Source organism: Pseudoalteromonas sp. P1-8 (genome assembly GCF_001399985.1).
GTDB lineage: Bacteria > Pseudomonadota > Gammaproteobacteria > Enterobacterales > Alteromonadaceae > Pseudoalteromonas.
In genome coordinates this window covers 781,946-805,319 of the sequence record NZ_LJSO01000001.1, presented here as the reverse complement: position 1 = coordinate 805,319, position 23,374 = coordinate 781,946, and the positions used below count along the sequence as shown (strand labels likewise).

The 23,374-nt window shown below is 41.9% G+C and carries 21 protein-coding genes; 5 read left to right on the top strand and 16 right to left on the bottom strand.

What is annotated here, in order from left to right:
* Positions 1-301: 301 nt before the first annotated feature.
* Positions 302-694: a MarR family winged helix-turn-helix transcriptional regulator gene (locus tag AN213_RS03570; protein WP_269083455.1), complete on the top strand. Its 393-nt coding sequence runs from the start codon at positions 302-304 to the stop codon at positions 692-694.
* On the opposite strand, the gene AN213_RS03565 is transcribed toward AN213_RS03570, so the two are convergent.
* From AN213_RS03565 to ndk, 10 genes are all read right to left on the bottom strand, one after another.
* Positions 691-1,071 carry a VOC family protein gene (locus AN213_RS03565; RefSeq protein ID WP_055022061.1) on the bottom strand — a complete coding sequence of 127 codons (381 nt, stop codon included), beginning with the start codon at positions 1,069-1,071 and terminating at the stop codon, positions 691-693. The two genes, AN213_RS03570 and AN213_RS03565, sit on opposite strands and share 4 nt — an antisense overlap.
* A gap of 115 nt (positions 1,072-1,186) precedes the next feature.
* Positions 1,187-2,656 carry a ribosome biogenesis GTPase Der gene (gene der / locus AN213_RS03560; protein ID WP_054553521.1) on the bottom strand — a complete coding sequence of 490 codons (1,470 nt, stop codon included), beginning with the start codon at positions 2,654-2,656 and terminating at the stop codon, positions 1,187-1,189.
* A 75-nt stretch (positions 2,657-2,731) separates the two neighbouring features.
* On the bottom strand, positions 2,732-3,910 hold the full coding sequence (bamB, locus tag AN213_RS03555) for an outer membrane protein assembly factor BamB (RefSeq protein WP_055022060.1): 1,179 nt from the start codon (positions 3,908-3,910) through the stop codon (positions 2,732-2,734).
* Between the two features lie 9 nt (positions 3,911-3,919).
* Positions 3,920-4,540: a tetratricopeptide repeat protein gene (locus AN213_RS03550; RefSeq protein WP_055197426.1), complete on the bottom strand. Its 621-nt coding sequence runs from the start codon at positions 4,538-4,540 to the stop codon at positions 3,920-3,922.
* A gap of 24 nt (positions 4,541-4,564) precedes the next feature.
* The gene (gene hisS / locus AN213_RS03545) at positions 4,565-5,839 is read right to left on the bottom strand and encodes a histidine--tRNA ligase (protein WP_055022058.1); all 1,275 of its coding nucleotides are present in this window, start codon (positions 5,837-5,839) and stop codon (positions 4,565-4,567) included.
* Between the two features lie 133 nt (positions 5,840-5,972).
* A complete protein-coding gene (ispG, locus tag AN213_RS03540) occupies positions 5,973-7,091 on the bottom strand; it encodes a flavodoxin-dependent (E)-4-hydroxy-3-methylbut-2-enyl-diphosphate synthase (RefSeq protein ID WP_054553525.1) in 1,119 nt (372 codons plus the stop codon).
* Positions 7,092-7,096: 5 nt separating this feature from the next.
* The gene (locus AN213_RS03535) at positions 7,097-7,984 is read right to left on the bottom strand and encodes a RodZ domain-containing protein (protein WP_054562630.1); all 888 of its coding nucleotides are present in this window, start codon (positions 7,982-7,984) and stop codon (positions 7,097-7,099) included.
* A complete protein-coding gene (gene pilW / locus AN213_RS03530) occupies positions 7,981-9,792 on the bottom strand; it encodes a type IV pilus biogenesis/stability protein PilW (RefSeq protein ID WP_055197424.1) in 1,812 nt (603 codons plus the stop codon). The genes AN213_RS03535 and pilW overlap by 4 nt, the downstream gene beginning before the upstream one ends.
* A 114-nt stretch (positions 9,793-9,906) precedes the next feature.
* The gene (locus AN213_RS03525) at positions 9,907-11,037 is read right to left on the bottom strand and encodes a bifunctional tRNA (adenosine(37)-C2)-methyltransferase TrmG/ribosomal RNA large subunit methyltransferase RlmN (protein WP_054562628.1); all 1,131 of its coding nucleotides are present in this window, start codon (positions 11,035-11,037) and stop codon (positions 9,907-9,909) included.
* A 170-nt stretch (positions 11,038-11,207) separates the two neighbouring features.
* Positions 11,208-11,639: a nucleoside-diphosphate kinase gene (ndk, locus tag AN213_RS03520; RefSeq protein WP_036972405.1), complete on the bottom strand. Its 432-nt coding sequence runs from the start codon at positions 11,637-11,639 to the stop codon at positions 11,208-11,210.
* Between the two features lie 241 nt (positions 11,640-11,880).
* Between ndk and AN213_RS03515 the strand changes: the two genes are divergently transcribed.
* From AN213_RS03515 to AN213_RS03505, 3 genes are all read left to right on the top strand, one after another.
* Entirely contained in the window at positions 11,881-12,471 is a 591-nt protein-coding gene (locus AN213_RS03515) for a DUF5034 domain-containing protein (RefSeq protein WP_054562627.1), read from the top strand.
* A gap of 319 nt (positions 12,472-12,790) precedes the next feature.
* Entirely contained in the window at positions 12,791-14,176 is a 1,386-nt protein-coding gene (yegQ, locus tag AN213_RS03510) for a tRNA 5-hydroxyuridine modification protein YegQ (protein WP_055197422.1), read from the top strand.
* Positions 14,177-14,302: 126 nt separating this feature from the next.
* Positions 14,303-17,611, top strand: coding sequence for an EAL domain-containing protein (locus tag AN213_RS03505; protein ID WP_055197420.1), 3,309 nt, complete (start codon positions 14,303-14,305; stop codon positions 17,609-17,611).
* A 2-nt stretch (positions 17,612-17,613) separates the two neighbouring features.
* Here AN213_RS03505 and AN213_RS03500 read toward each other — a convergent pair whose 3' ends face one another.
* The 5 genes from AN213_RS03500 to AN213_RS03480 all read right to left on the bottom strand — a co-directional run bounded on the left by AN213_RS03500 (position 17,614) and on the right by AN213_RS03480 (position 21,277).
* The gene (locus tag AN213_RS03500) at positions 17,614-18,027 is read right to left on the bottom strand and encodes an Rrf2 family transcriptional regulator (protein WP_055197418.1); all 414 of its coding nucleotides are present in this window, start codon (positions 18,025-18,027) and stop codon (positions 17,614-17,616) included.
* Position 18,028: 1 nt separating this feature from the next.
* The gene (locus tag AN213_RS03495; RefSeq protein ID WP_055197417.1) at positions 18,029-18,949 is read right to left on the bottom strand and encodes a DMT family transporter; all 921 of its coding nucleotides are present in this window, start codon (positions 18,947-18,949) and stop codon (positions 18,029-18,031) included.
* 98 nt (positions 18,950-19,047) lie between these two features.
* Entirely contained in the window at positions 19,048-19,755 is a 708-nt protein-coding gene (locus AN213_RS03490; protein WP_055022052.1) for an AraC family transcriptional regulator, read from the bottom strand.
* A gap of 62 nt (positions 19,756-19,817) precedes the next feature.
* Positions 19,818-20,420 (bottom strand): LysE family translocator, encoded by a 603-nt coding sequence (locus AN213_RS03485; RefSeq protein ID WP_055022051.1) that lies wholly within the window; start codon positions 20,418-20,420, stop codon positions 19,818-19,820.
* A 26-nt stretch (positions 20,421-20,446) separates the two neighbouring features.
* Positions 20,447-21,277, bottom strand: a complete 831-nt coding sequence (locus tag AN213_RS03480) for an AraC family transcriptional regulator (RefSeq protein WP_055197415.1) — start codon at positions 21,275-21,277, stop codon at positions 20,447-20,449.
* Positions 21,278-21,551: 274 nt separating this feature from the next.
* Between AN213_RS03480 and AN213_RS03475 the strand changes: the two genes are divergently transcribed.
* A complete protein-coding gene (locus AN213_RS03475) occupies positions 21,552-22,406 on the top strand; it encodes a DUF417 family protein (RefSeq protein WP_055197413.1) in 855 nt (284 codons plus the stop codon).
* Positions 22,407-22,443: 37 nt separating this feature from the next.
* Here the strand turns inward: AN213_RS03475 and AN213_RS03470 are convergent, their stop codons facing one another.
* On the bottom strand, positions 22,444-23,328 hold the full coding sequence (locus tag AN213_RS03470) for an alcohol dehydrogenase catalytic domain-containing protein (protein WP_055197465.1): 885 nt from the start codon (positions 23,326-23,328) through the stop codon (positions 22,444-22,446).
* Positions 23,329-23,374: the final 46 nt, after the last annotated feature.

Below are 23,374 nucleotides of genomic sequence, written 5' to 3'. Positions count from 1 at the left end.
CGTGGTATTACGGCGTACCTGAAACAGATTGTTGGGATATGGTTGACTGCAGAAAGCAAATTTTAAAACCAAGGAAGGCCGAGTATGAAGGTTTGTAAGCGCAAGGTGATGCTTGTTGCGGCAATCGTATTTTTTAAACTTGCCTAAAAAGAAGCCTGTACCAACTAAGATACAGGCTTTATTAGTTATTAAGCGTTAAAGCTTAAACAGCATTTTTCCTTTATTTTTACCTTCGAACAGACCAAGAAATGCATCAACGGCATTTTCAATACCGTGGTATATCGTTTCTTCAGATTTAATCTTGCCTTCGCTGATCAGAGCGTTTCGACCAATCCTCGAAGCTTATGACTTAACCTATCCGCAATATATTGTGATGCATTCTCTTTGGTATAATAACCAAGTGAGCTTAAAAGCGCTTTCTCATGACACGCACCTTGATTCAGGCACCTTAACACCAATAGTTAAGCGCCTAGAAACCAAAGGTTTATTGACTCGTCAGGTATCAAATGAAGATGAGCGTAAAAAAGTAATTTCGTTAACAGAGCAGGGCATGCAACTTAAAGTTGATGCTGAAGAATTAACGGCTAAGTTAATGGCACGCTCAAATATGAGTGTGGAGCGAATCGAGTTATTACGCGAGTTAACCCTTGAGCTGCACACTGACCTTACAAAAACGGACCTTACAAAAGGCTAATCTTCTAATAAACACACTAAAGTGCCTTCAATAGCACGAACATACGCATAATGCTGGGCGTCTTTTTTAGTTGGCGGGCATAATGGCTCAGCACCAGCAAGTACAGCTTTATCGTAACTTTCGACTAAATTATGGCAGCTAAACCTTAGCTCAAAGCCTAGTGCAGGTTGCTTAGGGTGGGCACGAATATACCCTTGCTTAAAATATGACTGTGCATGCGGGTGGGTCGCAAAAGCAAGTTTTACAGACCCTGTAACAAGTTCACCGTACTCGGCATCGTCACTGATATGGTTGGTATTTAAACCAAATGCTTGATAGTAAAAGTCGAGTACTTCTTCTACGTTATCGACGTAAATAACCTGACTTAAAAATACCATTTATGCTGCTCTATTTATTGTTCGTTTATTAAATAAAGCATAGTTTTAGCAATAAAAAAACCTTGTAAGTCATACTCACAAGGTTTTTTTAATACTTAAAGCTTAGCTGTAGTAGCTACGACTTGTTGCGGTTTTCTTTCGCAAATGCACGAATTTTACGTTTTTGCGATAAAGTCACTTTATTAGTGCGACCCGCGTATGGGTTATCGCCTTCTCTAAATTCAATTTTGATTGGCGTACCCATAATACCTAATGCTTTACGGTAGTAGTTCATTAGGTAGCGTTTGTAGCTATCTGGTAAGTCATGAACTTGGTTACCGTGGATCACGATACGTGGTGGGTTATAACCACCTGCGTGAGCATATTTAAGTTTTACACGACGACCACGAACAAGTGGCGGTTGGTGATCGGCTTGTGCCATATCCATGATACGACGCAGCATCGCTGTGCTGATACGCTTAGTTGCTGACTCGTATGCTTCATCTACCGACTCAAATAAATGACCTACACCTGTGCCATGTAAAGCTGAGATAAAGTGTAAACGTGCGAAATCGATGAAACCTAAACGACGGTCAAGCTCTGACTTAATACGTTCTTTAACGTAATCATCAAGGCCGTCCCATTTGTTAACAGCAACAACCAATGAACGACCTGCGTTTAAGGCAAAACCAAGTAAGCTTAAATCTTGATCAGAAATACCTTCGCGTGCATCAACCACAAGCAATACCACGTTAGCGTCTTCAATCGCTTTAAGGGTTTTGATCACAGAGAATTTTTCTACAACATCGCTTACTTTCTTACGCTTACGAACACCCGCAGTATCAATAAGAATGTACTCTTTGTCGTTACGTGTCATCGGAATATAGATAGAGTCACGGGTTGTACCCGGCATATCGTAAACGATTACACGTTCTTCACCTAAGATACGGTTTGTAAGTGTTGACTTACCAACGTTAGGGCGACCGATAATAGCAAGCTTTACTGGCTTGTCAGCAAAGGCTTGCTGGTTGTCTTCGCCTTCTTCATCTTCGCTGTAAAGATCAACCAGTTCGTCATCACTTTCTTCAAGCTCTTCAGCTTCGCCTGCAAGTTCTGCAATAACTGGCTGTAAGGTTGTTTCAAGTAATTGCGTGATACCACGGCCATGCGCCGCAGCAATGTGATGCACGTCACCTAAGCTTAACTGGTAGAACTCAGCACAGTATGAATCTGCATCAATGCCATCAACTTTGTTTGCCACAACAAAACATTTCTTTTGTTGTTTTCGAAGGTGGTTAGCAATCGCTTGGTCTGCGGCGGTCATACCTGCGCGGGCATCAACTAAAAATAGCACGATATCGGCTTCTTCAATCGCTAGTAGCGATTGCTCAGCCATTTCAGTTTCGATACCTTGCTCAGAACCGTCAATACCACCCGTGTCTACCACGATAAATTCATAGCCATCGTAATCAGCTTGGCCATATTTTCTATCTCGTGTTAAGCCTGGAAAGTCGGCTACGAGGGCGTCACGAGTACGTGTTAAACGGTTAAATAATGTGGATTTGCCCACATTGGGTCGCCCAACAAGAGCGATCACGGGAAGCATAAACTACCTCTTAAAAAAACAACAAAAGGCTTCGCCAAGCGAAGCCTTAGAAAAATAACGTTTACTATTAGTAAGTTAGTTTGGAATTTTAACCGCGCTAACTTCACCATCTCGGGTGTATAAAATTAACTTGTCACCGGCAACAACTGGCTCAATAAAGAAACCTGAGCTGTCAAAGTCTTCGCGCGATACAAGCTCGCCCGTTTCTTTGTCTAACCAGTGTAGGTTACCTTCTTGGTCACCTAATGCTAAATATTTACCAGCCACGGTAGGGCCTGTTAAGTACCAGCCGCGTAATGCCGGTTGGCTCCAACGCTCAATACCTGATGTTTTATCTAGACCGTAAACAACACCATCGCTATCAACAACATAGATAGACTGGCTATCCATTGATAAATCACGGTAGCTGCTGTACTCACGTTTCCAAACAACATTACCAGAACGAATATCAACGGCTGCTAAGTTACCATTATAGGCGATTGCATAAGCATATGGACCGCTGATTAATGCTTGTGTATCTACATCAACCAAACGTTCAAACTCAGACGCACCTTTTGGAGAAGCAATTTCAGCACTCCACGCAGAGTAACCATTTTCAGAAATTAATACGCTTAATTTACCTGTTTCAAGACCTAGTAATACACCACCGTTGGCTACAGTTGGTGAACTTTGACCACGTAACGTTAGTGGTGGCACTTCTTGTTCAAAGCTCCAACGCTCTTCACCTGTATCTGGGTGTACAGCTAATAATTTACCTGAGCCTAGGTTTACAAAAATTAGGCCGTCGCCTGCAGCTGGTTTAGAAAGTACTTCGCCTGGCATCGTTTTGCGCCAAACGATTTCACCTGTTTCACGGTCAAGAGCAGTTAAGTAACCATGCTCAGAACCAACGAAAATTTTGCCGTAAGCTTGTAAAATACCGCCCGATAGCTTGGCACTCTCTGTGGTTTCCCAAGGCCAGAAGGCTGGGTTTTCACGCACATCGGTTTGCCATAGCGTATCGCCATTTTCAAGCGATAGGGCTTCAACTTCACCTTCGCGGTTTGCTACATACACAACATCGTTATGAATAGCCGGCGTTAAGCGCGAGAAATAGTGCTGAACACCATCACCAATTGATTCTTGCCAAACCACTTCTGTCTCAAATTGATTAACAATTTCAGGCAGTACTAGTTCTTCTTCGTCATCACTTGACGAACACCCAGTCAGGGTTGCGATACACAGAGCAAGTGTTGCCGCTGTTAACTTCTTCATCTTAACCCCTTACGCCGCTGGGCTAGTTTGTGCTAAGTCATCAAGTTTAATTTGTAATAACGGATTGTTTTCAAGGCCGCCATTATCAGCAGCAGCTTGGTATTGGCTGCGAGCTTGGTCTTTGTCGCCTTGTGCAGCATAAACATCGCCTTTTAATTCAGCGACTGCAGCAGCAAATGATGCTGGAAGCTGGGCGTTTAGCGTTGTTAACGCTTGCTCATATTGCTTTTGTGCAAGGTGAACACGAGCAAGGCGCGTTGTTGCCGTTGCTTTAAGCTCAGGGTTTTGCTCGTTGGTGATGATCCAGTTAAGCTTTTCGCTTGCTGCATCAAGGTCATTCTTTTCAACGGCTTCTTTCGCTGCTACAAATGCTGTTAGCGTGCTGTAGCTTGACTCGCCATTGTCTTTAATAAACGTATCCGCTTTTTCTAGCACGGCACCGCTTTCAACAAGTTGTGTGAAAGTGTCAGATGCTTTCTCAGCTGTGGTGATTTGGTTTTGGTTATAAGCTTTCCAACCATATAAACCACCTAAACCTGCAACAATACCAATTGCAAGTGCTAAACCATTTTCACGGAAAAAGCGTTTGATCGCTTCTTCTTGTTGTTCTTCTGTTGAATAAATTTCCATGCTTACCTCTGTTGCTAGCTGGGCTTAAATAAGCTCAGCTAGTAGCGTTTTCGCTTCTTCTAGTTTTAAGGTGACTTGTTCTTTACGCTCACGTAAGTACTTAATAGTCACAACGCCTTGTTCTAATTCATCTTCGCCGATAATAACTGCGACTAGCGCATCGCTTTTATCTGCGCGTTTTAATTGCTTTTTAAAGTTGCCACCGCCTGCGTGCACCATAACACGTAGACCTGCAACATCTTTACGTAATTGAGCGGCAATGATAGGCGCTTGAATGCTGGCTTTATCGCCCATGGCTGCCAAATATACATCAGCACTACGGCGGATGTCACCTACACTTTCGAGTGCTTGAAGTAATAACACTAAACGCTCAAGACCCATTGCAAAACCTACCGCTGGTGTTGCTTTACCGCCTAGTTGTTCAACTAGACCATCGTAACGACCACCGGCACAAACGGTTCCTTGTGCGCCTAGGCTATCGGTTACCCACTCAAAAACAGTGCGGTTATAATAGTCAAGGCCACGTACAAGCTTTTCATTTACCGTGTATTCGACGCCTGCAGCGTCTAAACGTTCACATAAATTTTCAAAATGTTCTTTTGATTCAGCGTCTAAGTGCTCAGATAGTTTAGGCGCATCAGTTAAAATAGCTTGTACATCAGGGTTTTTGCTATCTAACACACGTAAAGGATTAGTGTGCATGCGACGCTTAGAGTCTTCATCAAGTACATCGACGTGTTGCTCTAAGTAAGCAACAAGTGCATCACGGTAGTCTGCACGCGCTTCATTTGAACCCAGTGAGTTAAGCTCAAGACGAACGTGTTCATTGATACCAAACTCTTTCCATAATTGGGCTGTCAGCAAAATAACTTCTGCATCAATATCGGCAGTGGCAATGCCGAATGTTTCTAAACCAAATTGGTGGAATTGACGGTAACGACCTTTTTGTGGACGCTCGTGACGGAACATCGGGCCCATGTACCATAAACGTTGTTCTTGGTTATACAGTAAACCGTTTTGATTACCTGCACGCACACATACTGCCGTACCTTCAGGGCGAAGTGTTAAGTTATCGCCATTACGGTCTGCAAAGGTGTACATTTCTTTTTCGACGATATCGGTTACTTCACCGATAGAGCGCTTGAATAGGTCGGTTGATTCAACAATTGGAAAACGAATTTCTTGATAACCAAACGATGAAACTGTTTCACGTAAAATGTCTTCTACTTTCTGCCAAATTTGCGTATCGCCTGGCAGACAATCGTTCATACCACGAACTGCCTGAATTTGTTTTGCCACTTATAAATCCTAAATACTGTACTTGCGCTGAAAAAATCGCGCCTCAAGAAAAACTAAAAAATTGACCCGCTATTATAGCGTTTTGGCTATAAAGGTAAACGGCAAACCCAAGGGTTTGCCGAGTATATGCGAATTATTCAACGATTTTGATGTCGATTGGCGTTTCTTTCTCTTTTTTAGCGATAAAGTCGCGCACATAGCCTTCAAGTTGGTCGACAATGTTATCGTTATCGATACGTGCTTTTTGGCGCTCACCATTGATGTATAAGCCAGAGCGACGGTTGGCACCAGCAAGGCCGATATCACTAACCAGCGCTTCGCCAGGACCATTAACTACACAACCAATCACCGACACTGACATAGGCTCAACCACGTCTTCAAGGCGCTCTTCAAGTTGGTTCATGGTGCTTACCACATCAAACTCTTGGCGTGAGCAGCTCGGGCAGGCAATAAAGTTAATACCGCGTGAGCGAATGCGTAATGATTTTAAAATATCAAAACCCACTTTGATCTCTTGTACCGGATCGGCAGCAAGTGATACGCGTAATGTGTCACCAATGCCTTCGGCAAGTAGCATACCTAAACCAACAGCCGATTTAACCGAACCTGAGCGCATACCGCCTGCTTCGGTAATACCTAAATGCAGTGGCTGGTCGATTTCTTTGGCAAGTAATCGATATGCACCGACCGCTAAAAATACATCTGACGCTTTAACGGATACTTTGAATTGGTCAAAGTCTAAACGTTGTAAGATCTCAACGTGGCGCATAGCTGATTCAAGCAGTGCTTCTGGTGTTGGTTCGCCGTATTTTTCTTGTAAATCGCGCTCCAATGAACCGCCATTAACACCAATACGAATAGGGATGTTATGCTCACGTGCAGAGTCTACAACGGCACGAATACGCTCTTCGCTACCAATGTTACCCGGGTTTATACGTAAACAATCCGCACCATACTGAGCCACTTTTAATGCAATACGGTAATCAAAGTGAATATCTGTTACCAGCGGGATAGTGACTTGTTCTTTAATGCTTTTAAATGCTTCAGCTGCTTCCATGGTAGGTACAGACACACGCACAATATCGGCGCCGGCATCTTGAATAGCTTGAATTTGTGCAACCGTTGCATCGATATCTAGGGTGTTGGTGTTAGTCATCGACTGAACGGCAATTGGCGCACCATCACCAATTGGCACGTTACCTACGTTAATACGGGTCGATTTTCTGCGTTTAATAGGAGATTCTGAAAACATTGCGGTTACTCTGATAACGGTAAAGTAAATTTAGCTAAGCGATTTTTGGCAAAATGTGAGGTATCGACGGCTTGACCTTGAAAAGTAATATCGACTACTTGGTGCTTGCCTAATACTACATTAAACGGCTGTGGGCCGGTTACTGTCATAATGTAACCTGCTTTTTTAACACCAAAAGCAATACGATCGCCGTTGCCATCGTGAATTTCTACCCAGCTATCTTCATTGAAGTGCATCACCACTTCGCTATGCTCAGGATCAGCCTTTTCAGTTTGTGGCTGAGCAGCAGGTTGGTTTTGTGATGCAGCTTGATTTTGTGCTTCGTTGCTGGTCGTTGGCGCATCAGCTTCAGGCTGAACGATTTCTTGCTCGCCTTCAGCGAGTGGTTGAATGGTTTCTTCAACTGGCGCTTCTACAGCTAAGTCGGGTGAAATATCACTGCTTTCGAGCTGATTTGGCATCGCAGTCGTGACCGGCTCTTCGATATTCTGGTTGCTATTTTGCCACCACCAAAACACAGACGAACCAATGATCACCGCTAAGATAAAGTAGCTAAACAGCATTAAACGGCTGTCATGTGCTTCTTTTTCTGTGCGGCGAGAAAAGCTCTGCATTTTTGACTTTTTCTCAGGCTCAACGTGCTCTGGCAGTAATTCAAGCATGGCTTGGCTATCGATTCTAAGCTCACGGCAATAGCTTCTGATATAACCTTTTACGAAGGTCGCAGGGCCTAGTAGTTCGTGCTCGTCGTTTTCTAGTCGTTGTAACTGTAAAACTGATAACTTTAATGCACCAGCAAGTTGCTCAAGGCTCATTCCTGCGTCTTCGCGGCGCTTTTTTAGCGCTTGGCCGAGCGTTTCTTGTGGTTGTTCTAAATTGTTTTCTTCATTCATAATGCGTATGAGTCTGGATCTACCAATAAGAGTCTATGCCCAGGTTTTAGGGCTACATCTGGGCTCAATTTGTTCCAGCGCATTAACTGATCGATCAATACGCTATGCTGTGTGGCTATGCTAAAGAGTGTGTCGCCATCATTGATGTCGTGATAAATGTTCGGATCGTTCAAATAAATGCGAGTACCGTTTTGTACACGATCCGATTCTTTTAAGCCATTCCAAAGCAAAATCTTCTGTAGTTTAACATTGTATCGCACCGAAATGCTAAAGAGGTTTTCACCATTTTCAATAATATGATACGGGATATTCAGCGCCGGTACATTTGCGTTCAGCATGGGTAAGTTAAGCGGCTCGTTTGTCACGCTAAAGTCAGTGCTATTGGCGGTTGACGTCGTTGTTTGACTGCCACTAAATACGTTTTCGTCTTTTTCTGCTTCGTAAAACACCACAGTGCTGGCATCATTTTTGGTATTTTGCGAGTTTGCTGGCGTTTGTTGTTGAACGCTTGGCGTTTGCGGTGCACCAAATGACACTATGGTCACTTCATCATTGCTTTGCGTACTTGTTTGTTGCTTTGCAATAACAGCAGCCTGTTCAACTTTTCGAGAGCTAACCGTTTGGAAACCTTCGTCAGTTTGCTTTGTGAGCGTCTCTGGCGTTGTATTGACTGTTTGAGAAGAGGCGAGTGTCTCTGTTACGGGCTTTTCTTCGCTGTCTGAGTTTACCTCAGTAGGCACCTGCTTATTACTTTGCGCTACAGTTTGTGGCTCGGGTTGAGTTTTGTTTACAGTTGGCTGCTCAACTAGAGAAGTTTGTTCATTAGTTGTTGGAACATTTGTGGTCTTTACAAGGCTTTGCCCGGTAGCAGCCACTGGCGCCTGTGCAACAACAGCTTGTTTAGCAGGCGCTTTTCTTTTCACGATGCGAATTTTTGGCTGATCTTTGCTAACCGTGCTGTTATCGCTTGAGATTTTCAGTTCTTCAAGCTGCGCTTGACGGTATTTTTCACGTAGAACTTCAAATTCTGAGCGTTTAGTTCGCCCTGTAGTAATTGCTTTTGCTTCGCTCGAACCTGGGTAGGTTTGTAAAATGATACCTGCCGTTGTTTCGGCTTTTTCAATATGGCCCATCCGTTGCTGAATTAAGTAGCTGAGCATGAGTGCACGGGGGGTTACGCGGCCTAACGATTCGTATCTTTCAATGATATCTTCAGCTTTGTGAAGATCGCTTTTTGCGTAATATAAACCAGCAAGACTAATCATTGATGATGGACGCTGCGAGCTGTGGTTTAGCGCAGATTTTAGATATTTTTCTGCGTTTTCAAAATCATCAAATTCAATCGCACATAAGGCTAAGTTTTCGTAACTTTCAGCTACACGGATATAGCTAGGAACAGCAATCGCTTTAAGAAGTTCTTCTGCAGCGCGATCATATTCGCCAATGCCACACAAAAAGACACCATAGTTATTTAAGGTGTTCGGATCATTAGGGGCGATTTTTAGTGCGCGTTGATAGGCTTTATCGGCTAGCTCAGGTTCATCAACCTGTTGATAGTAATAAGCTAAAGAGTAGTGAACTTCTGGGAGGTCAGGTGCAAAATCTGCGGCGCGTTCTAAATTATATTTTGCTTGCGAGTTGTTGCCTGTTTTTAAGTACTGTAACGCAAGGGCGATACGAGTACGGGCAGCACCGGTATTATTAACCTGTTTTTCAACAACGGGTCTGTCGCTACCTTCGTAGCTGTTTTCTGTAACACACCCTGTTAATGCGAATGCACCAACAGTAATGGCAAGTATAGAACGCATTACCTAATCTCTTCTTTGATTCCGTATGCCTATCTTACCGAAAAGCCTTTGTGTTGCATCTATTATTTTAAAAATAACGAGTTTGTCACAAAGGCTTATCTTTAGAAATTACGCTTATGCTTGGTGAACATTTACCGCAATAGCGTTATCTTCGCGCATTTTCTTTTTCGCTAAACGTTTAGTTCGGTCTACAACATCACCCACTAATTGCCCACAAGCTGCGTCAATATCATCACCACGGGTACGGCGAACAATACAGGTAATTCCCGCTGCTTGTAATACTTTAGAGAAGCGGTCGATGCGGCTGTTGCTCGAACGGCCATATTCATTACCTGGGAATGGGTTAAACGGAATTAGGTTCACTTTTGAAGGTGTTCCTTTTAATGTTTTAACCAATTCGTGTGCTTGATCTGTGCTGTCGTTTACACCTTGTAGCATCACGTATTCGATAGTCACATCTTTGTTTGCTTTAGAGCCATCAATATAACGACGACACGCCGCTAAGAACTCTTCGATAGGGTACTTTTTATTAATTGGTACCAGTACATCACGTAGTTCATTGTTTGGCGCGTGAAGTGAAATAGCCAGCGCTACGTCAATTTTCTCTTTTAATAAATCAAGAGCAGGCACCACACCAGAGGTACTTAAAGTAACGCGACGCTTTGATAAACCAAAACCCCAGTCGTCCATCATAAGTTCCATTGCTGGTACTACATTTTTAAGGTTGAGTAATGGCTCACCCATACCCATCATTACCACGTTAGTAACTGGTCGCTTAGTGCTATCGCCGTTTAAACCAATGTCTTTTGCAACACGCCATACCTGACCGATGATCTCAGATACAGATAAGTTACGGTTAAAGCCTTGTTGTGCTGTTGAGCAGAAAGTACACTCAAGGGCACAACCTACTTGTGATGAAACACATAATGTTGCACGGTCTTTTTCTGGGATCCAAACAGCTTCTACTTCTTGGCCACCTTGTAGCATCAGGGCGTATTTGATGGTGCCATCACTTGCCTGTTGTCTAACTGAGATTTCAGGAGCAACAATTTCACATTCAGCTTTTAGTTTTTCTTTTAGCTTTTTGTTGACGTTTGTCATGTCGTCAAAATTGTCTACGCCAAAATGATAAATCCATTTCATCACCTGATCGCCACGGAATGGCTTTTCACCGAATGATACAAAAAGCTCACGTATTGCATCTCGGTTTAAATCTAATAAGTTAATCTTTTTTTCAGTGGTCATGAAACAACCTCAATCAGTGACGGTGGTAAGTAGTTTGGGTGCGCGATTGTACATTATTTAATCGACTTAGTCATTAGCTAAACATATTTACAATAAGCTTAGCTAATGACTAAAAAAGGGCCCGAAAGCCCTTTTTCTTCTGCATCACAGACTTAGCTGTGAACTCGAAATTAACGAGTACGTGGGCAGATTTCTTCGTCAGCGAAGAAGTATGCGATTTCACGTGCAGCTGATTCAACAGCGTCAGAACCGTGAACAGCATTTTCGTCGATGCTGTCTGCGTAGTCAGCACGTAAAGTACCAGCTAGTGCTTCAGCAGGGTTAGTAGCACCCATGATTTCACGGTTTTTAAGTACTGCGTTCTCACCTTCAAGAACAGTAACCATTACTGGACCAGATGTCATGAACTCAACTAAAGCACCGAAGAAAGGACGCTCGCTGTGCTCAGCGTAGAAACCTTCAGCTTTTTCTTTTGAAAGGTGAACCATTTTAGCTGCAACGATTTTAAGACCCGCAGTTTCGAAACGGTTGTAGATAGCACCGATGTGGTTTTTAGCAACTGCATCAGGTTTTACGATTGAAAAAGTACGCTCTAAAGCCATCTTTATGCTCCAATAATTTTAAATTTAAAAGGTTAAATATTAACGGGCGCGAATTATACGCGCTTTACGTGAAAATTCCTAATTTAATTAAATAGTCATTTGATGGCATTTTCATGAACCCTAACCATGTATAGCAACGCGGGTATAAAGTGTGAGCGAATTTTAGCAGTTAAGTACTTGTTGTGGGCTATTTTATAGGCAATTATTAACTCAGGAAATGATAAAACTAATAAGGACAATAATGAAAAATCTTTTACTGACTAGTTTATTTGCAAGCTGTTTAGCTGGCTGTAATTCAGACTCAAACGATGAGCTTGAGTGCTCTCCTTACCCCATTGCAATCGATATTAATAATTATGTTGTAACCCCAGAGCAAAGCGCAGCTAATACAGCACTCGCCTATGATGCCTATACCATTAAATTAGGCGGTGTTGGTGAAGGTGTTTATAGTGAAGGAAATGAGCCCGACCCTAATAAAGAGTATGCAGAGTGTGCTATCCCAGCTGTGGTACTAGGGAGCGCGAATACCATTACAGCTATTAATATTTACTCAAGCGCTGATTACAACAATGAATTCACCGCGGGTACGAGTTTAAATAGCGTGTTTGATATCACAGAGATGTTTGTTAATGATTTTGATTATTACAGTGATGGCAACTATGCCAGTGTAGAAGACTTCACAAGCGTATTCCCCACTATTGCACCTATATTTATTGAACTAAAACCTAACCAAGCTCCTGAAATTGAAAGTAGCCATATTTTTTATATCGATATTAGTTTTGCAAACGGCAAAACCTTTGCGCTTGAAACTGAAGAAGTGCTGTTGTTGTAGTTTTTGTAATCAAAAAATCACATTTAGCATATAATATAACTACATAATTATTAAAGAATATATGTTGTAGCTTTTTTGGCTGTTAACATTAGCAAATCCAAACCAATTACCCTGGATAGTTAATTGAGTTTGATCTAAAAAGGTGGCCATAGGATTGGTCACCTTTTTTCTTTTTATTGGCACACAGCTTGTTTGCTGAGTTTTCACCAATCATGATCTAGATCAATAAAATTACTGGGCAGGTTATTATACTGCCGCGCTTCATTATCGTATTAATTCATGCAACCGACTTGTACTCGGTTCGATGTGTGGAGCTTTCATGTCGTCACCTATTTTGACCCCTCGTCCTTTTACGCCTGAGTTGTTATCACCTGCGGGTAGTTTAAAGAATATGCGTTATGCCTTTGCCTATGGTGCAGATGCCGTTTACGCTGGCCAGCCTCGTTATAGCCTTCGTGTTCGTAACAATGAGTTTGACCTAGATAATCTGCAAGTTGGTATCAACGAAGCCCATGCGCAAAATAAAAAGTTGTATGTGGTGTCGAACATTGCTCCTCACAATGCCAAGGTAAAATCGTATTTACGCGATATTGAGCCTGTCATTGAGATGCAGCCAGATGCGCTGATCATGTCTGATCCTGGGCTTATTATGTTAGTGCGTGAAAAGTGGCCAGATATGCCTATTCACTTATCTGTGCAGGCCAATGCGGTGAACTATGCCACAGTGAACTTTTGGGCTCAGCAGGGTATTGAACGAGTCATTTTATCGCGCGAATTATCGCTTGAAGAAATCGCTGAAATTCGTGAACTATGCCCAAATACAGAACTTGAAGTGTTTGTTCACGGTGCACTTTGTATGGCGTACTCTGGCCGTTGTTTGCTATCGGGTTATATAAATAAACGCGATCCAAATCAAGGAACGTGTACCAATGCATGTCGATGGAACTACGATGTGAAACCAGGCACCGAGAATGAAACCGGCGAAATGGTGCATAAAATTGACCCTAAAGCGGTGATCCCAACCCTAGGTGATGGTGCACCAAGTAACGAAGTATTCATGCTTGAAGAGCAAGGGCGCCCTGGTGAGTACATGCCTGCTTTTGAAGACGAGCATGGCACTTACATTATGAACTCAAAAGATTTACGTGCAGTTCAATATGTTGATCAACTGACGAAAATGGGCGTGCATAGTTTAAAAATTGAAGGCCGTACCAAGTCTTTCTACTATGTTGCTCGTACTGCACAAGTGTATCGTAAAGCCATTGATGATGCCGTTGCTGGCCGTCCATTTGACGCAAACTTATTTAAAACTCTTGAGAATTTAGCGCACCGCGGCTACACCGAAGGGTTCTTAAAACGCCATGCACATCAAGACTATCAAAACTATGAGTACGGTCATTCGGTATCAGATAAACAGCAGTTTGTCGGTGAAGTATTAGGTCGCAACGATAATGGCTTAGTTGAAATTGATGTTAAAAATAAGTTTTGTACTGGTCATTCACTTGAGCTTATGACACCAAAAGGCAACATCAACTTTAAGTTGGATTTTATGGAAAACAAAAAAGGCGAAGCCATTAGCGATGCAAAAGGTTCAGGCCATATTGTTAAAATTCCTCTGCCAGAAGATATCGACTTAGATCACGCAATCTTAATGCGTAATCTAGATGCCGACCAAGATACCCGTAATCCATTCAATAAAGCATAATAAAAGATGCGCTAAGTCATACTTAGCGCATTGATCTCATCTTTTTTTGGTATTTCACTGTCGTTACTAGCTATTTTTACTATTCTTTTTTCTAAGGGTAATAATTAAACATAGTCAAAAACTATAGTGAAATACGTTGTTCATCCATCACATCATAAAGAGCTTTTACACACAGTACCTTATGTTGCGGTAGGGGTATTGCTGCTGGCTATTGTCTTACTACTTGAGCGATTAGGGCTTATTGCTGCTATTCCTTTTTATGTAGCAATGCATACGAGCGTCGAATTGTTCTCAGTTGTGATCTCGTTTTTAATTTTTGCAATTGGTTGGAACACTTGGCATTTCACCAATAACTACAAACTGTTATTACTTTCTTGCACCATGTTGTGCGTTGCCATTTTTGATTCATTGCACTTTTTAGCTTTTGACAGCATGCACGAAGGCAATGCAGACATGAACTTGGTATTAAGTTTTTGGCTCATTGCTCGGTTATTTAATGGAGCTGCTTTTTTAATTATTGCAGCAGGGATTTGGGTTAAATATAAACCGTTAAATGCGCGTGCCTTACTTACCTCTTTACTGCTTTTTAGTTTGTTTATTGCAAGCTCTCTTTTTTATTTTCCAGGTTTACTGCCAGACATATACATAGAAGGAGTCGGTGGTAGCCATATTAAGTTTTTAATTGATCTACTTGTTTTAGCGCTATACGGTGCCGCTGTTTTGATGTTTTCGACACAACTTCGTAAGCCCAGAACAAATTTAAATATTGCCGGTAAAACATTAGTTTGCCTATTAGCTATTTTAAGTGAGGCCTGTTTTGTGGTGTCTAATGATGCGTCGCATACCACCAACACCTTTAATTTTTTTGGGCATGTATATAAAGGGCTCACCTACTTTTTACTGTATAAAATCCTCTTTGTTGAAACTGTAACTAAACCGTATGCAGCACTAGATAACTCCTCTAATCAGTTAAAAGCAACACTTACTGCACTGCCAGACTCTGTGTTTGAGCTAGAAAAAGACGGTACTTTTCGCGAAGTCTTCAGTGATAACTCCGATAGCCATGTCTTTACTAAAGCGATGGTTGGGCAAAATATTAGTAGTATGTTTGAAAAATCTGATGCGCAAGATTTTATGCGCACGCTAATGGAGGCAAAAAAATCAGCTGTTTGTTTGGTCAATACCTTACCCATTAGCGTAAATGGTTGGGTTATTCATTTTGAATTTTCGATTACCTTGTTCGAACACGATAATGATGGCCCAACCTATTTGGTGAATGCTCGCGATGTGTCGGATAAAGTTGGGCGTATGGCGGCACTTGCTCAGCAAAGTAAATTTAATCGGGGTTTATTACAGCTAACCGAAATTTCGTTTCAAGACGATCAAGATGTGTTGTTGAATTATGCTGTTAATCAAGCCCTCGAAATTACCAATTGCGATGGCGCAGCCTTGTTTATTTGTAACGAACAAAAGCAACATGATTATCGAGCCCAGAAAGGTAATGTTTTTGATGTGTGCACTGAAAAGTTACAAGGCAAAATTGCGGCAGGGCAAGCTGTCATTGTTAACCGAAAACATGCGAAAGAATACGGGTTACCTGGCGACTCTAACTCATTGTTAGTGGTGCCAGTGATACGCCATAGTCAGTGCCATATGGCCATTATTTTGCAGCATCAAACCAAGGTGTTTAGTGTGCAAGATAAAAACATGCTAACGGTTTGGGCCGAGTCAGTGTGGCAATGGTTTCATAAAATTACTCTAAACAAACGCATGCACATATTGTCTCAAGCGGTTGAGCAAAACCCACACCCCATTATGTTTACCAATACAGATGCAAAAATTGAGTATATGAATCGCGCTTACCTCGATATGTGTCAGTACGAGTATGATGAACTAATAGGTCAGAGCCCGCATAAAATCAGTGCCGGTCAAACTGAACCAGCTGTTTATCAAACAATGTGGGAGCACTTAAAAAATCGAAAAGCCTGGGTGGGTGCTTTGGTTAACATGACCAAGCACGGTAAGGTGATTGTTGAGCAAACGACCATTTACCCAATAATGGATAAGCAAGGGAAGGTAAGTAACTACATTTCGTTTCAGCATGATGTAACCAAAGAAGTCGAAAGTGAAACCCTCATACATCAACTTTCTTATTTTGATCAGCTAACGGGGCTTGCAAACCAAGACAAGTTGCAGATGGAATTTGAACAAACCATTAAGCTTCAAGCAGATACAAAAGCAGCCTTTATTTTAATTGGTTTAGATAACTTTAAAATTCTCAATAAAGCATTGGGTATGGCAAGTTGCAACCTAGTGTTACAAAGCTTGAGTGCGCGAATTTGTAACTTTATGGGTGAGCATATTATGGTTTCACGGCTGCAAAGCGACCGCTTTGCATTTATCACGCCCTATACCTCCACCGGCGCTATAAATAAGAGCAGCCACGATTTATTAAAAGTGATCAGTGAGCCACTTACAATAAATGATGAACTCATTGTTGTTACAGCATCGGTCGGGGTTTCCTTGTTTCCAATTGATGGTAAAGAATTTGAGCCCCTATTGCAAATGGCTGAATCAGCGATGTTTGAGGTTAAGCGGTTAGGTAGAAACAATGCGTTATTTTACGCCGAAGAAATGAATAAATCTGGGCTTAGGCAATTACAAATCATCAATGCTCTTAATTTTGCCCTTGAAGATAATGAGCTTTATTTAGTCTTTCAACCGCAAATTGATATTGCCTCAGGTGCTGTGGTGGCTGTTGAAGTATTATTACGTTGGCACAGCGAAACATTAGGCAATGTATCACCTGCTGAGTTTATTCCCATTGCTGAAAGCAGTGGCCTCATTAGCAAAATTGATGACTGGGTATTCGAAAATACTGTTAAAACAATTCGCCAGTGGCAAGATGACAATATGCCAGCAATGACCTTTGCAATAAATCTATCGGCAACGAAGTTTGTTAAAAAGCAGCTGCTTGGTGATTTAATTTCGGTATTACAAACTTACTCTATTGAGCCTGAATGTATTGAACTTGAATTAACGGAAACAATTGCCATTGGTAACCCTCAGTTTGCTTTAAGTACGATTACTAAACTGCGTGAAGCAGGGTTTAAAATGTCGATTGATGACTTTGGCACAGGCTACTCATCAATGAATTACTTAAAAGACTTTGCGCTTGATAAGCTCAAAATAGACAAATCATTTATTGATGATTTAGAAAACCCCAGCGATGCTGATAAGGCAATTGTTAAAGCCATGATTGATTTAGCCAGCGCGTTAAATATGGAGTCAATTGCTGAAGGCGTTGAAAGCGAGCAGCAGCTGAACATACTGAAAGAGCTTGAGTGTTCTCAAGTACAAGGCTATTACTTTAGTAAACCCCTGCCAATTACAGTGTTGTATAAGTTTGTGAAGTCACCAAGTTTTTCAAGGTAAGCCTACTTTTTAAATTGACTGGCAAGCTCTGCAAGCGACACTTCAGCAAAACGTTTTAATAACAGTGCTTCTGCGTCATCCATCGCATTTTGCAGGGCGCTGTTAACTGCATGCTCAATAGGGCAGTTGTTGTGCTCATCGGTTAGACCAATTACAAATAGGTTCTTTTCGCCAAGCGCTTGGTGAATATCAAATAAAGTGATGTCTGTTAAGGGAGTGGCCAGTAGCCAGCCGCCATTGTGACCTTTTATTGCCGATACATAACCCGCTTGACGTAGTAACGCCATAGTACGGCGTACAACCACAGGGTTGGTCATTAACATGTTTGCTAATGTCTCTGATGTAACAGGGTGGCTGTAACTGTTTAAATGGATCAGCACATGTAAAACCCGCGATAGTCGGCTGTCTTTTCTCATCTTAAATCGTCAATATGCGTTTTTTGCAGTGTATCACGAACTGCTTAATATTGACCGTTTGAATTACCAAACTAACGCCCACTAAACCAATTCCAAGCCAGCCAATTTGCTGAAATTGCTCATTTAAAATAACAATAGCCAGTACGGTGGCGATAATAGGCTCAAGTAAAGTAATGAGCACGGCTTGGCTCGCAGCTATGGTTTTTAAGCCAATACTAAATAGCCAATAACCGAAAAACATCGGCACTATGGCCATGTAAAGCGCCACGCTGGTATTGGTAACTGTGGCAAAAAGCGTATCTCCAGTGATCAATAACGAAGGCAAGAGTACACATGCAGCGCCGCCAAATAGGCTTGCCATAGTCGCTCTTGAATGAACGCCGTTGCTAATTAAACGTTTGGCAACCCATGAATAGCCCGCATAGGTAAGCCCTGCAATTAAGCCAAGTAAAATGCCGATGTTTTGGCTAAACAGCCCCTTAGCAGCAGAGTGTGAGTCTTTGCCTAACGCGATTAAGCAAATGCCTACTGCACCAAAGCAAAAGCTGACTAGCCAGCGAGTTTCAAAAGGCTTTTTCTCAATTAAGTATTCCAATAAGACGGTAAATAAAGGGGCGCTGGCAATCGAAACAACAGTGCCAATTGCTACGCCAGCGCTATTCATTGAGGTATAAAATGCTAGAGGATATATAGCCACACAGGCTGAGCCTAGTAGGGTTAGAGGGTAATGCTTACGCAGTGTACTCGCATTGTTTATTAGCTGAGTTAGTGAGGTTAGGCAAAGTAAGACTCCGCCAAATCCCATCGCAAAGGCTCCTATTGCAAAAGGGCTTATGTCTGGTGCAAAGCTTGCGGCTGTACCCGTTGTGCCCCAAAACACACTGGCAACTAAAACGGCAATGGTCGCGATGGTATGGTTCATTGGTGATTCGCTTTAAATTTAAGATATCAAAAGCATAATCAGAATTGATGTGCAATTTTTGACAAAAAGGACGGTTTTGTTGACGTTAAAAACTAAAGTTATTTTTTGAATTTACTTGGTGATAAACCAAAGTACTTTGAAAAACTGCGGCTAAAAGACGAAAGCTCATTGTAACCAACTAACTCACTAATACGTTGTAACGGATAGTCGGTATGGCTGAGTAAGGCTTGGGCTTTTTCCATTCGCTGTTTGGTTACATAGTTCATGACAGTCAATCCGGTTTGTTGCTTAAACAGCAACTTAAATTGCGTTGGGCTTAAACAGGCAATGCTGGCAAGGTGTTTGATGTGAAGAGGAATGCTTAAGTGACTGTCAATATAAAGCAGTGCCTCGCTAATTCGGCTGTCGACCTTAGGCTGCATAATTTGCTCAGCTAGCAGCAAATCGAAGGTGTTAAACATGGCAAGTTCTAACTCATTATTAACCGCTTGCTCAAGTTGCTTTGCCACAAACTGCAAAAATGCCCAAAGTGATTGATTAATAGCAAACACGCAGCGCTCAGCAGTGGCCAGGTTATCTGGTAGCTTTGGCATATCGGCCACCACGAACCGGGCTTCTGGCATTGCGGTAAACAGGTGCGTTTGCGAGGCTTTGACAACCACGCATTCACCGGGGGCGACTTTACCTTGAAAATCACCCACACTAATAGCAATCACACCTTTTAAAGGCAGTACAAGTTGATGATAGTCATGGCTATGACTAACAGGCTTAGTACTGTAAGAGCGAATAGATAGATTGCCTTGCATCGTTTTGTGATAACTGTTTGCTGAATAAGGCTATTATGCCTGTTTGCTCGGGATGATCAATTTTAGGCCATTAACGGGGTCAGCACATGCTCGTAGGCAATCATTAGCGCGACATAAACCAACAAAACAGCCATCAGTTTATTAAACACATTAAAAACACCCGGTCGTGATACTTGTTTGCCAAGCATTAAGCCAGCTAACGAGTAACTTGTAGGAGCACCAAAGGCAAGAATAGCTAAAATAAGAGACCAAAATACGATTGCAGCGCCGGTAATATCTGCGCTTGGGAACTGAATCGTAGCAATTGGCAAAGTGGCCACCAAGGCTTTTGGATTTAATAGCTGCATAAACAGGCCATCGAAAAAGCTAAGTGAGGTATCCCCTGAGGTATCACTCACCTGTACATTTGCTTTTGCGACCTTCCAAGCAATATACAAAATATAGCCGCAACCAATTAAGCTCACATAAGGCAAAAACTGCGGATTGATCACTTGTAAGCCAAGGTAGCCAAGCAGCACAAATAAGATAAACATCGCGCTACCCACGCCGATAAAAAACCCAAGGTGTGAACGTGTTTGTTTATTTAAGCCACTGCTTAAACCGAGTAAATTGATTGGCCCAGGGGTGTACATAATGCCAATAGCATATGCAAAAATATCTGCCATAACAGCTCCAAATCAGTAATTTAGCTCTATCTACGAGCCCATTGCAGTTGAAATTGTTTTGGTGTCATACCGAATACTCGTTTGAAGTTACGATTGAGGTGACTGGCATCTGCAAAGCCAGATTCAACCGCTACGCTGGTGGCATCGCGGCCAACTTGTAACGCTCTACGGGCATAATTAATACGACAGTTCAAAACATATTGATGTGGAGTAATACCGAAGTGCTCGCGAAAGCGGCGGATAAAATGAAACTTCGACATAGTGGCAGCATGGGCAATGTCATCAATAGAGATGTCATTGTCGATATTTGCCAAAATATAGTCTTTTGCGCGCAGTAGTAAGCTATCAACACGGGTGCTTAAAGCCGGTAAATCAAGGCTTCCGTTGAGCCTTACTAAAGACTGCGCCATTTGCAGTAGTGCAGCTTCTCGCTCTATTTTGCTCGTGCAATCTGTTTGTAAAAGCCTTGATAAGTGAATCACTTGATTACGCAGTAATGGATCAGCATATAAGGTGTTTGCCATACGTAATGTGCAATCTTGCTTATATCCTAGCGCTTTGAACAAAGGCTGAAATTCATCGGGATGAATATACAGCATTAGATACTCTAGGTTTTGCTCAGTGCCAGAGTGACCATCGTGAATATCTTCAGGGTTAAATAAAATAACATTGCCAGGTACGCTTTTATAAAACGCATTACGACAAAAGAAATCTTGCCGCCCCTGTAGAGTAATGCCAATTGAATACTCTTCGTGAGCATGCTTTGCATAGGTAAAATCACTCATAGTCGCCGTCAACATCGAGATGCTCTGATGCTGTTTGTTGTTGATGTACTTAAAGTGATTGTCTTTGCTCACAGATGCTCCTGAAGGTTGTGCGCTTCGTTATTATTCCTACGCCAATATAGCGAAGCAGGCAACCTAAAAACTTGAACAAAATTGCTGATATTGAATGGGAGAGATTTATTTTTGCCTAATTAACAGCGAATAACGGCAAATAGCAGCGATTCTTTTAGTTGTTTTTCAGTTGCCTAGATAAACTAATACTCAGACTTTTCTTGTATTTTATTTAATTATGAATGTTTTTACCCCTAACTAAGGTCTTTTAAACAAGCAGTAGAGAGGGGTTTAAATGAATTTACGTACATCAAATAATTTAGTGGTTGCAATTATCACCATCAGTTTTTCGTTATTGGGCTTGTCTTTTATCTTGGGAGCAAACCCCAATGCCATTGGCAGTATCTTTTCATTTTATAAATTAGACGCACAGGTGCCAGCTCATATCATGAGTATGCTCGCAGGCTTTGCATTTTGCTTTGTTGGCATTACCAGCCTTCATTCACATTTAGGGTTTCTTAATAGAGCGCTTCCGAGCATCACTGCATTTACTATATCACTGCTCTGTTTGATTACGCTGTTTGGCGCTAATCGTTGGCTTGCAAGTGAAGGGGGCTTTCCTGTAATTGGGTCGGGGCAGGGGATCATTAAGTATTTTGCTGTTATTCCGCTGTTTTTATTTGTGTTTTATAAAGATGCTTTAAGTGATAAAGCGCATATTGCCTTCAATTATGTATCGGTAGCATTAGTGTTGGTTTGGATTGGCGCCATGAAGTTTTTTGCTTTTGAAGCAAATGCGATTGTTAGCCTTGTTGAATCTTCACCGTTTATGTCTTGGTTGTATATTGTTTTTAGCGTGCAGGGGGCATCGAATGTAATTGGTGCTTTTGATATTGTCAGTGTGTTGTTACTCTGTGTTGGCTTGTTGATTAAAAACAATAAGTTAATAGTTATGGCAGGGCTTGCCTGTTGCGCTGTTTTTATCATGACACAAACATTTTTAATTACCGCACCTAATGCGCTTAGCAGCGTTACAGTGTTTGAGCGATTAGGTCAGTTTGTAATTAAAGATCTGTGGTTTATAGCGAATTTAGTGATTATTTATCATTTAGCTGTATTCAACAATACACCTAAAGAAACAGCAGAATAAAATAAAAAGGCCTCAGAAGAGGCCTTTTAAATGATAACTAAACAACTACAACGGCTTTTTGCTTTTGAACTTTAGAAAACTCAAGGGCGTCATTGAGATTGTTAAATTCAAAGTCAGTGGGTTCTTCAACATTTAAAGTACCCGACGCAATGTCATTAAGGAGCTTTTCGCCATCACTTACAAGACGTTGCCATTGCTGTGTATCACCATAATCGTGTAATGCACCAAGGGCAATTTCATGATAAGAAATAGTGCGCGTGAATGGCTCATCGACGGGGGTTTCAATGCGTCCTAAAATACTGATCACATGACCATTTGCCTGTAGAAGTGGCACTAACTTTTTAGCTTCTTCAGGACCATTAGCATCAAAGAGTGCAAAGTAGCCACCCTCAGAAGGCGCGTCGCGTAATACTAACTTAACGCCAAGCTTTTCGGCTTGTTCTGCCGTTAAGCTTTTTGATAATGCATGAACTTCAAAGCCACTGTGGTTCAGCATTTGCGTCAGCAGTTTATTAACAGCTCCCATGCCGGTAACTAATACTTTTTCGCCTTTGCGTAATGGTGTTTTGCTAAAGGCTTGCCACGCAGTAAGCAGTGGGCAAGGTAATGCAGCAGCAACATTAGCAGCTAACCCTTTTGGCACCTGCATAACACGCTCTGCATAAAGTACTGTGTGTTTAGCAAAGCTGCCGTTTTCACTCAAACTATGATGATAAGCGACTGTTTTACCTATTAGTTTGCTATCGACACCATCGCCTACCTGCTCAACAACCCCAGCACCGTCTACACCAGGAGTGTGTGTATCTGTCCAATTAATAGGATCAGCTTGAATAAACTTCCAATCAACTGGATTGATGCCAACCGCTAGATTTCGGACTAAAATTTGCCCTGCTTTTAGTGCTGGTACAGCTTTTAATCCCAAAGCGAGTGCTTTATCAGCACCTTGAAATTGCCAAGCATGAGTTGTT

Excerpts from the sequence above, each read along its gene's own strand:
- ispG (WP_054553525.1), bottom strand. The coding sequence starts at position 7,091 with ATGTTTTCAGAATCTCCTATTAAACGCAGAAAATCGACCCGTATTAAC.
- AN213_RS03550 (WP_055197426.1), bottom strand. The coding sequence starts at position 4,540 with ATGGAAATTTATTCAACAGAAGAACAACAAGAAGAAGCGATCAAACGC.
- AN213_RS03500 (WP_055197418.1), bottom strand. The coding sequence starts at position 18,027 with ATGAGAAAAGACAGCCGACTATCGCGGGTTTTACATGTGCTGATCCAT.
- AN213_RS03485 (WP_055022051.1), bottom strand. The coding sequence starts at position 20,420 with ATGGCAGATATTTTTGCATATGCTATTGGCATTATGTACACCCCTGGG.
- pilW (WP_055197424.1), bottom strand. The coding sequence starts at position 9,792 with ATGCGTTCTATACTTGCCATTACTGTTGGTGCATTCGCATTAACAGGG.
- AN213_RS03495 (WP_055197417.1), bottom strand. The coding sequence starts at position 18,949 with ATGAACCATACCATCGCGACCATTGCCGTTTTAGTTGCCAGTGTGTTT.
- AN213_RS03490 (WP_055022052.1), bottom strand. The coding sequence starts at position 19,755 with ATGCAAGGCAATCTATCTATTCGCTCTTACAGTACTAAGCCTGTTAGT.
- AN213_RS03535 (WP_054562630.1), bottom strand. The coding sequence starts at position 7,984 with ATGAATGAAGAAAACAATTTAGAACAACCACAAGAAACGCTCGGCCAA.
- der (WP_054553521.1), bottom strand. The coding sequence starts at position 2,656 with ATGCTTCCCGTGATCGCTCTTGTTGGGCGACCCAATGTGGGCAAATCC.
- AN213_RS03515 (WP_054562627.1), top strand. The coding sequence starts at position 11,881 with ATGAAAAATCTTTTACTGACTAGTTTATTTGCAAGCTGTTTAGCTGGC.
- AN213_RS03525 (WP_054562628.1), bottom strand. The coding sequence starts at position 11,037 with ATGACCACTGAAAAAAAGATTAACTTATTAGATTTAAACCGAGATGCA.
- yegQ (WP_055197422.1), top strand. The coding sequence starts at position 12,791 with ATGTCGTCACCTATTTTGACCCCTCGTCCTTTTACGCCTGAGTTGTTA.
- AN213_RS03565 (WP_055022061.1), bottom strand. The coding sequence starts at position 1,071 with ATGGTATTTTTAAGTCAGGTTATTTACGTCGATAACGTAGAAGAAGTA.
- AN213_RS03475 (WP_055197413.1), top strand. The coding sequence starts at position 21,552 with ATGAATTTACGTACATCAAATAATTTAGTGGTTGCAATTATCACCATC.
- ndk (WP_036972405.1), bottom strand. The coding sequence starts at position 11,639 with ATGGCTTTAGAGCGTACTTTTTCAATCGTAAAACCTGATGCAGTTGCT.
- bamB (WP_055022060.1), bottom strand. The coding sequence starts at position 3,910 with ATGAAGAAGTTAACAGCGGCAACACTTGCTCTGTGTATCGCAACCCTG.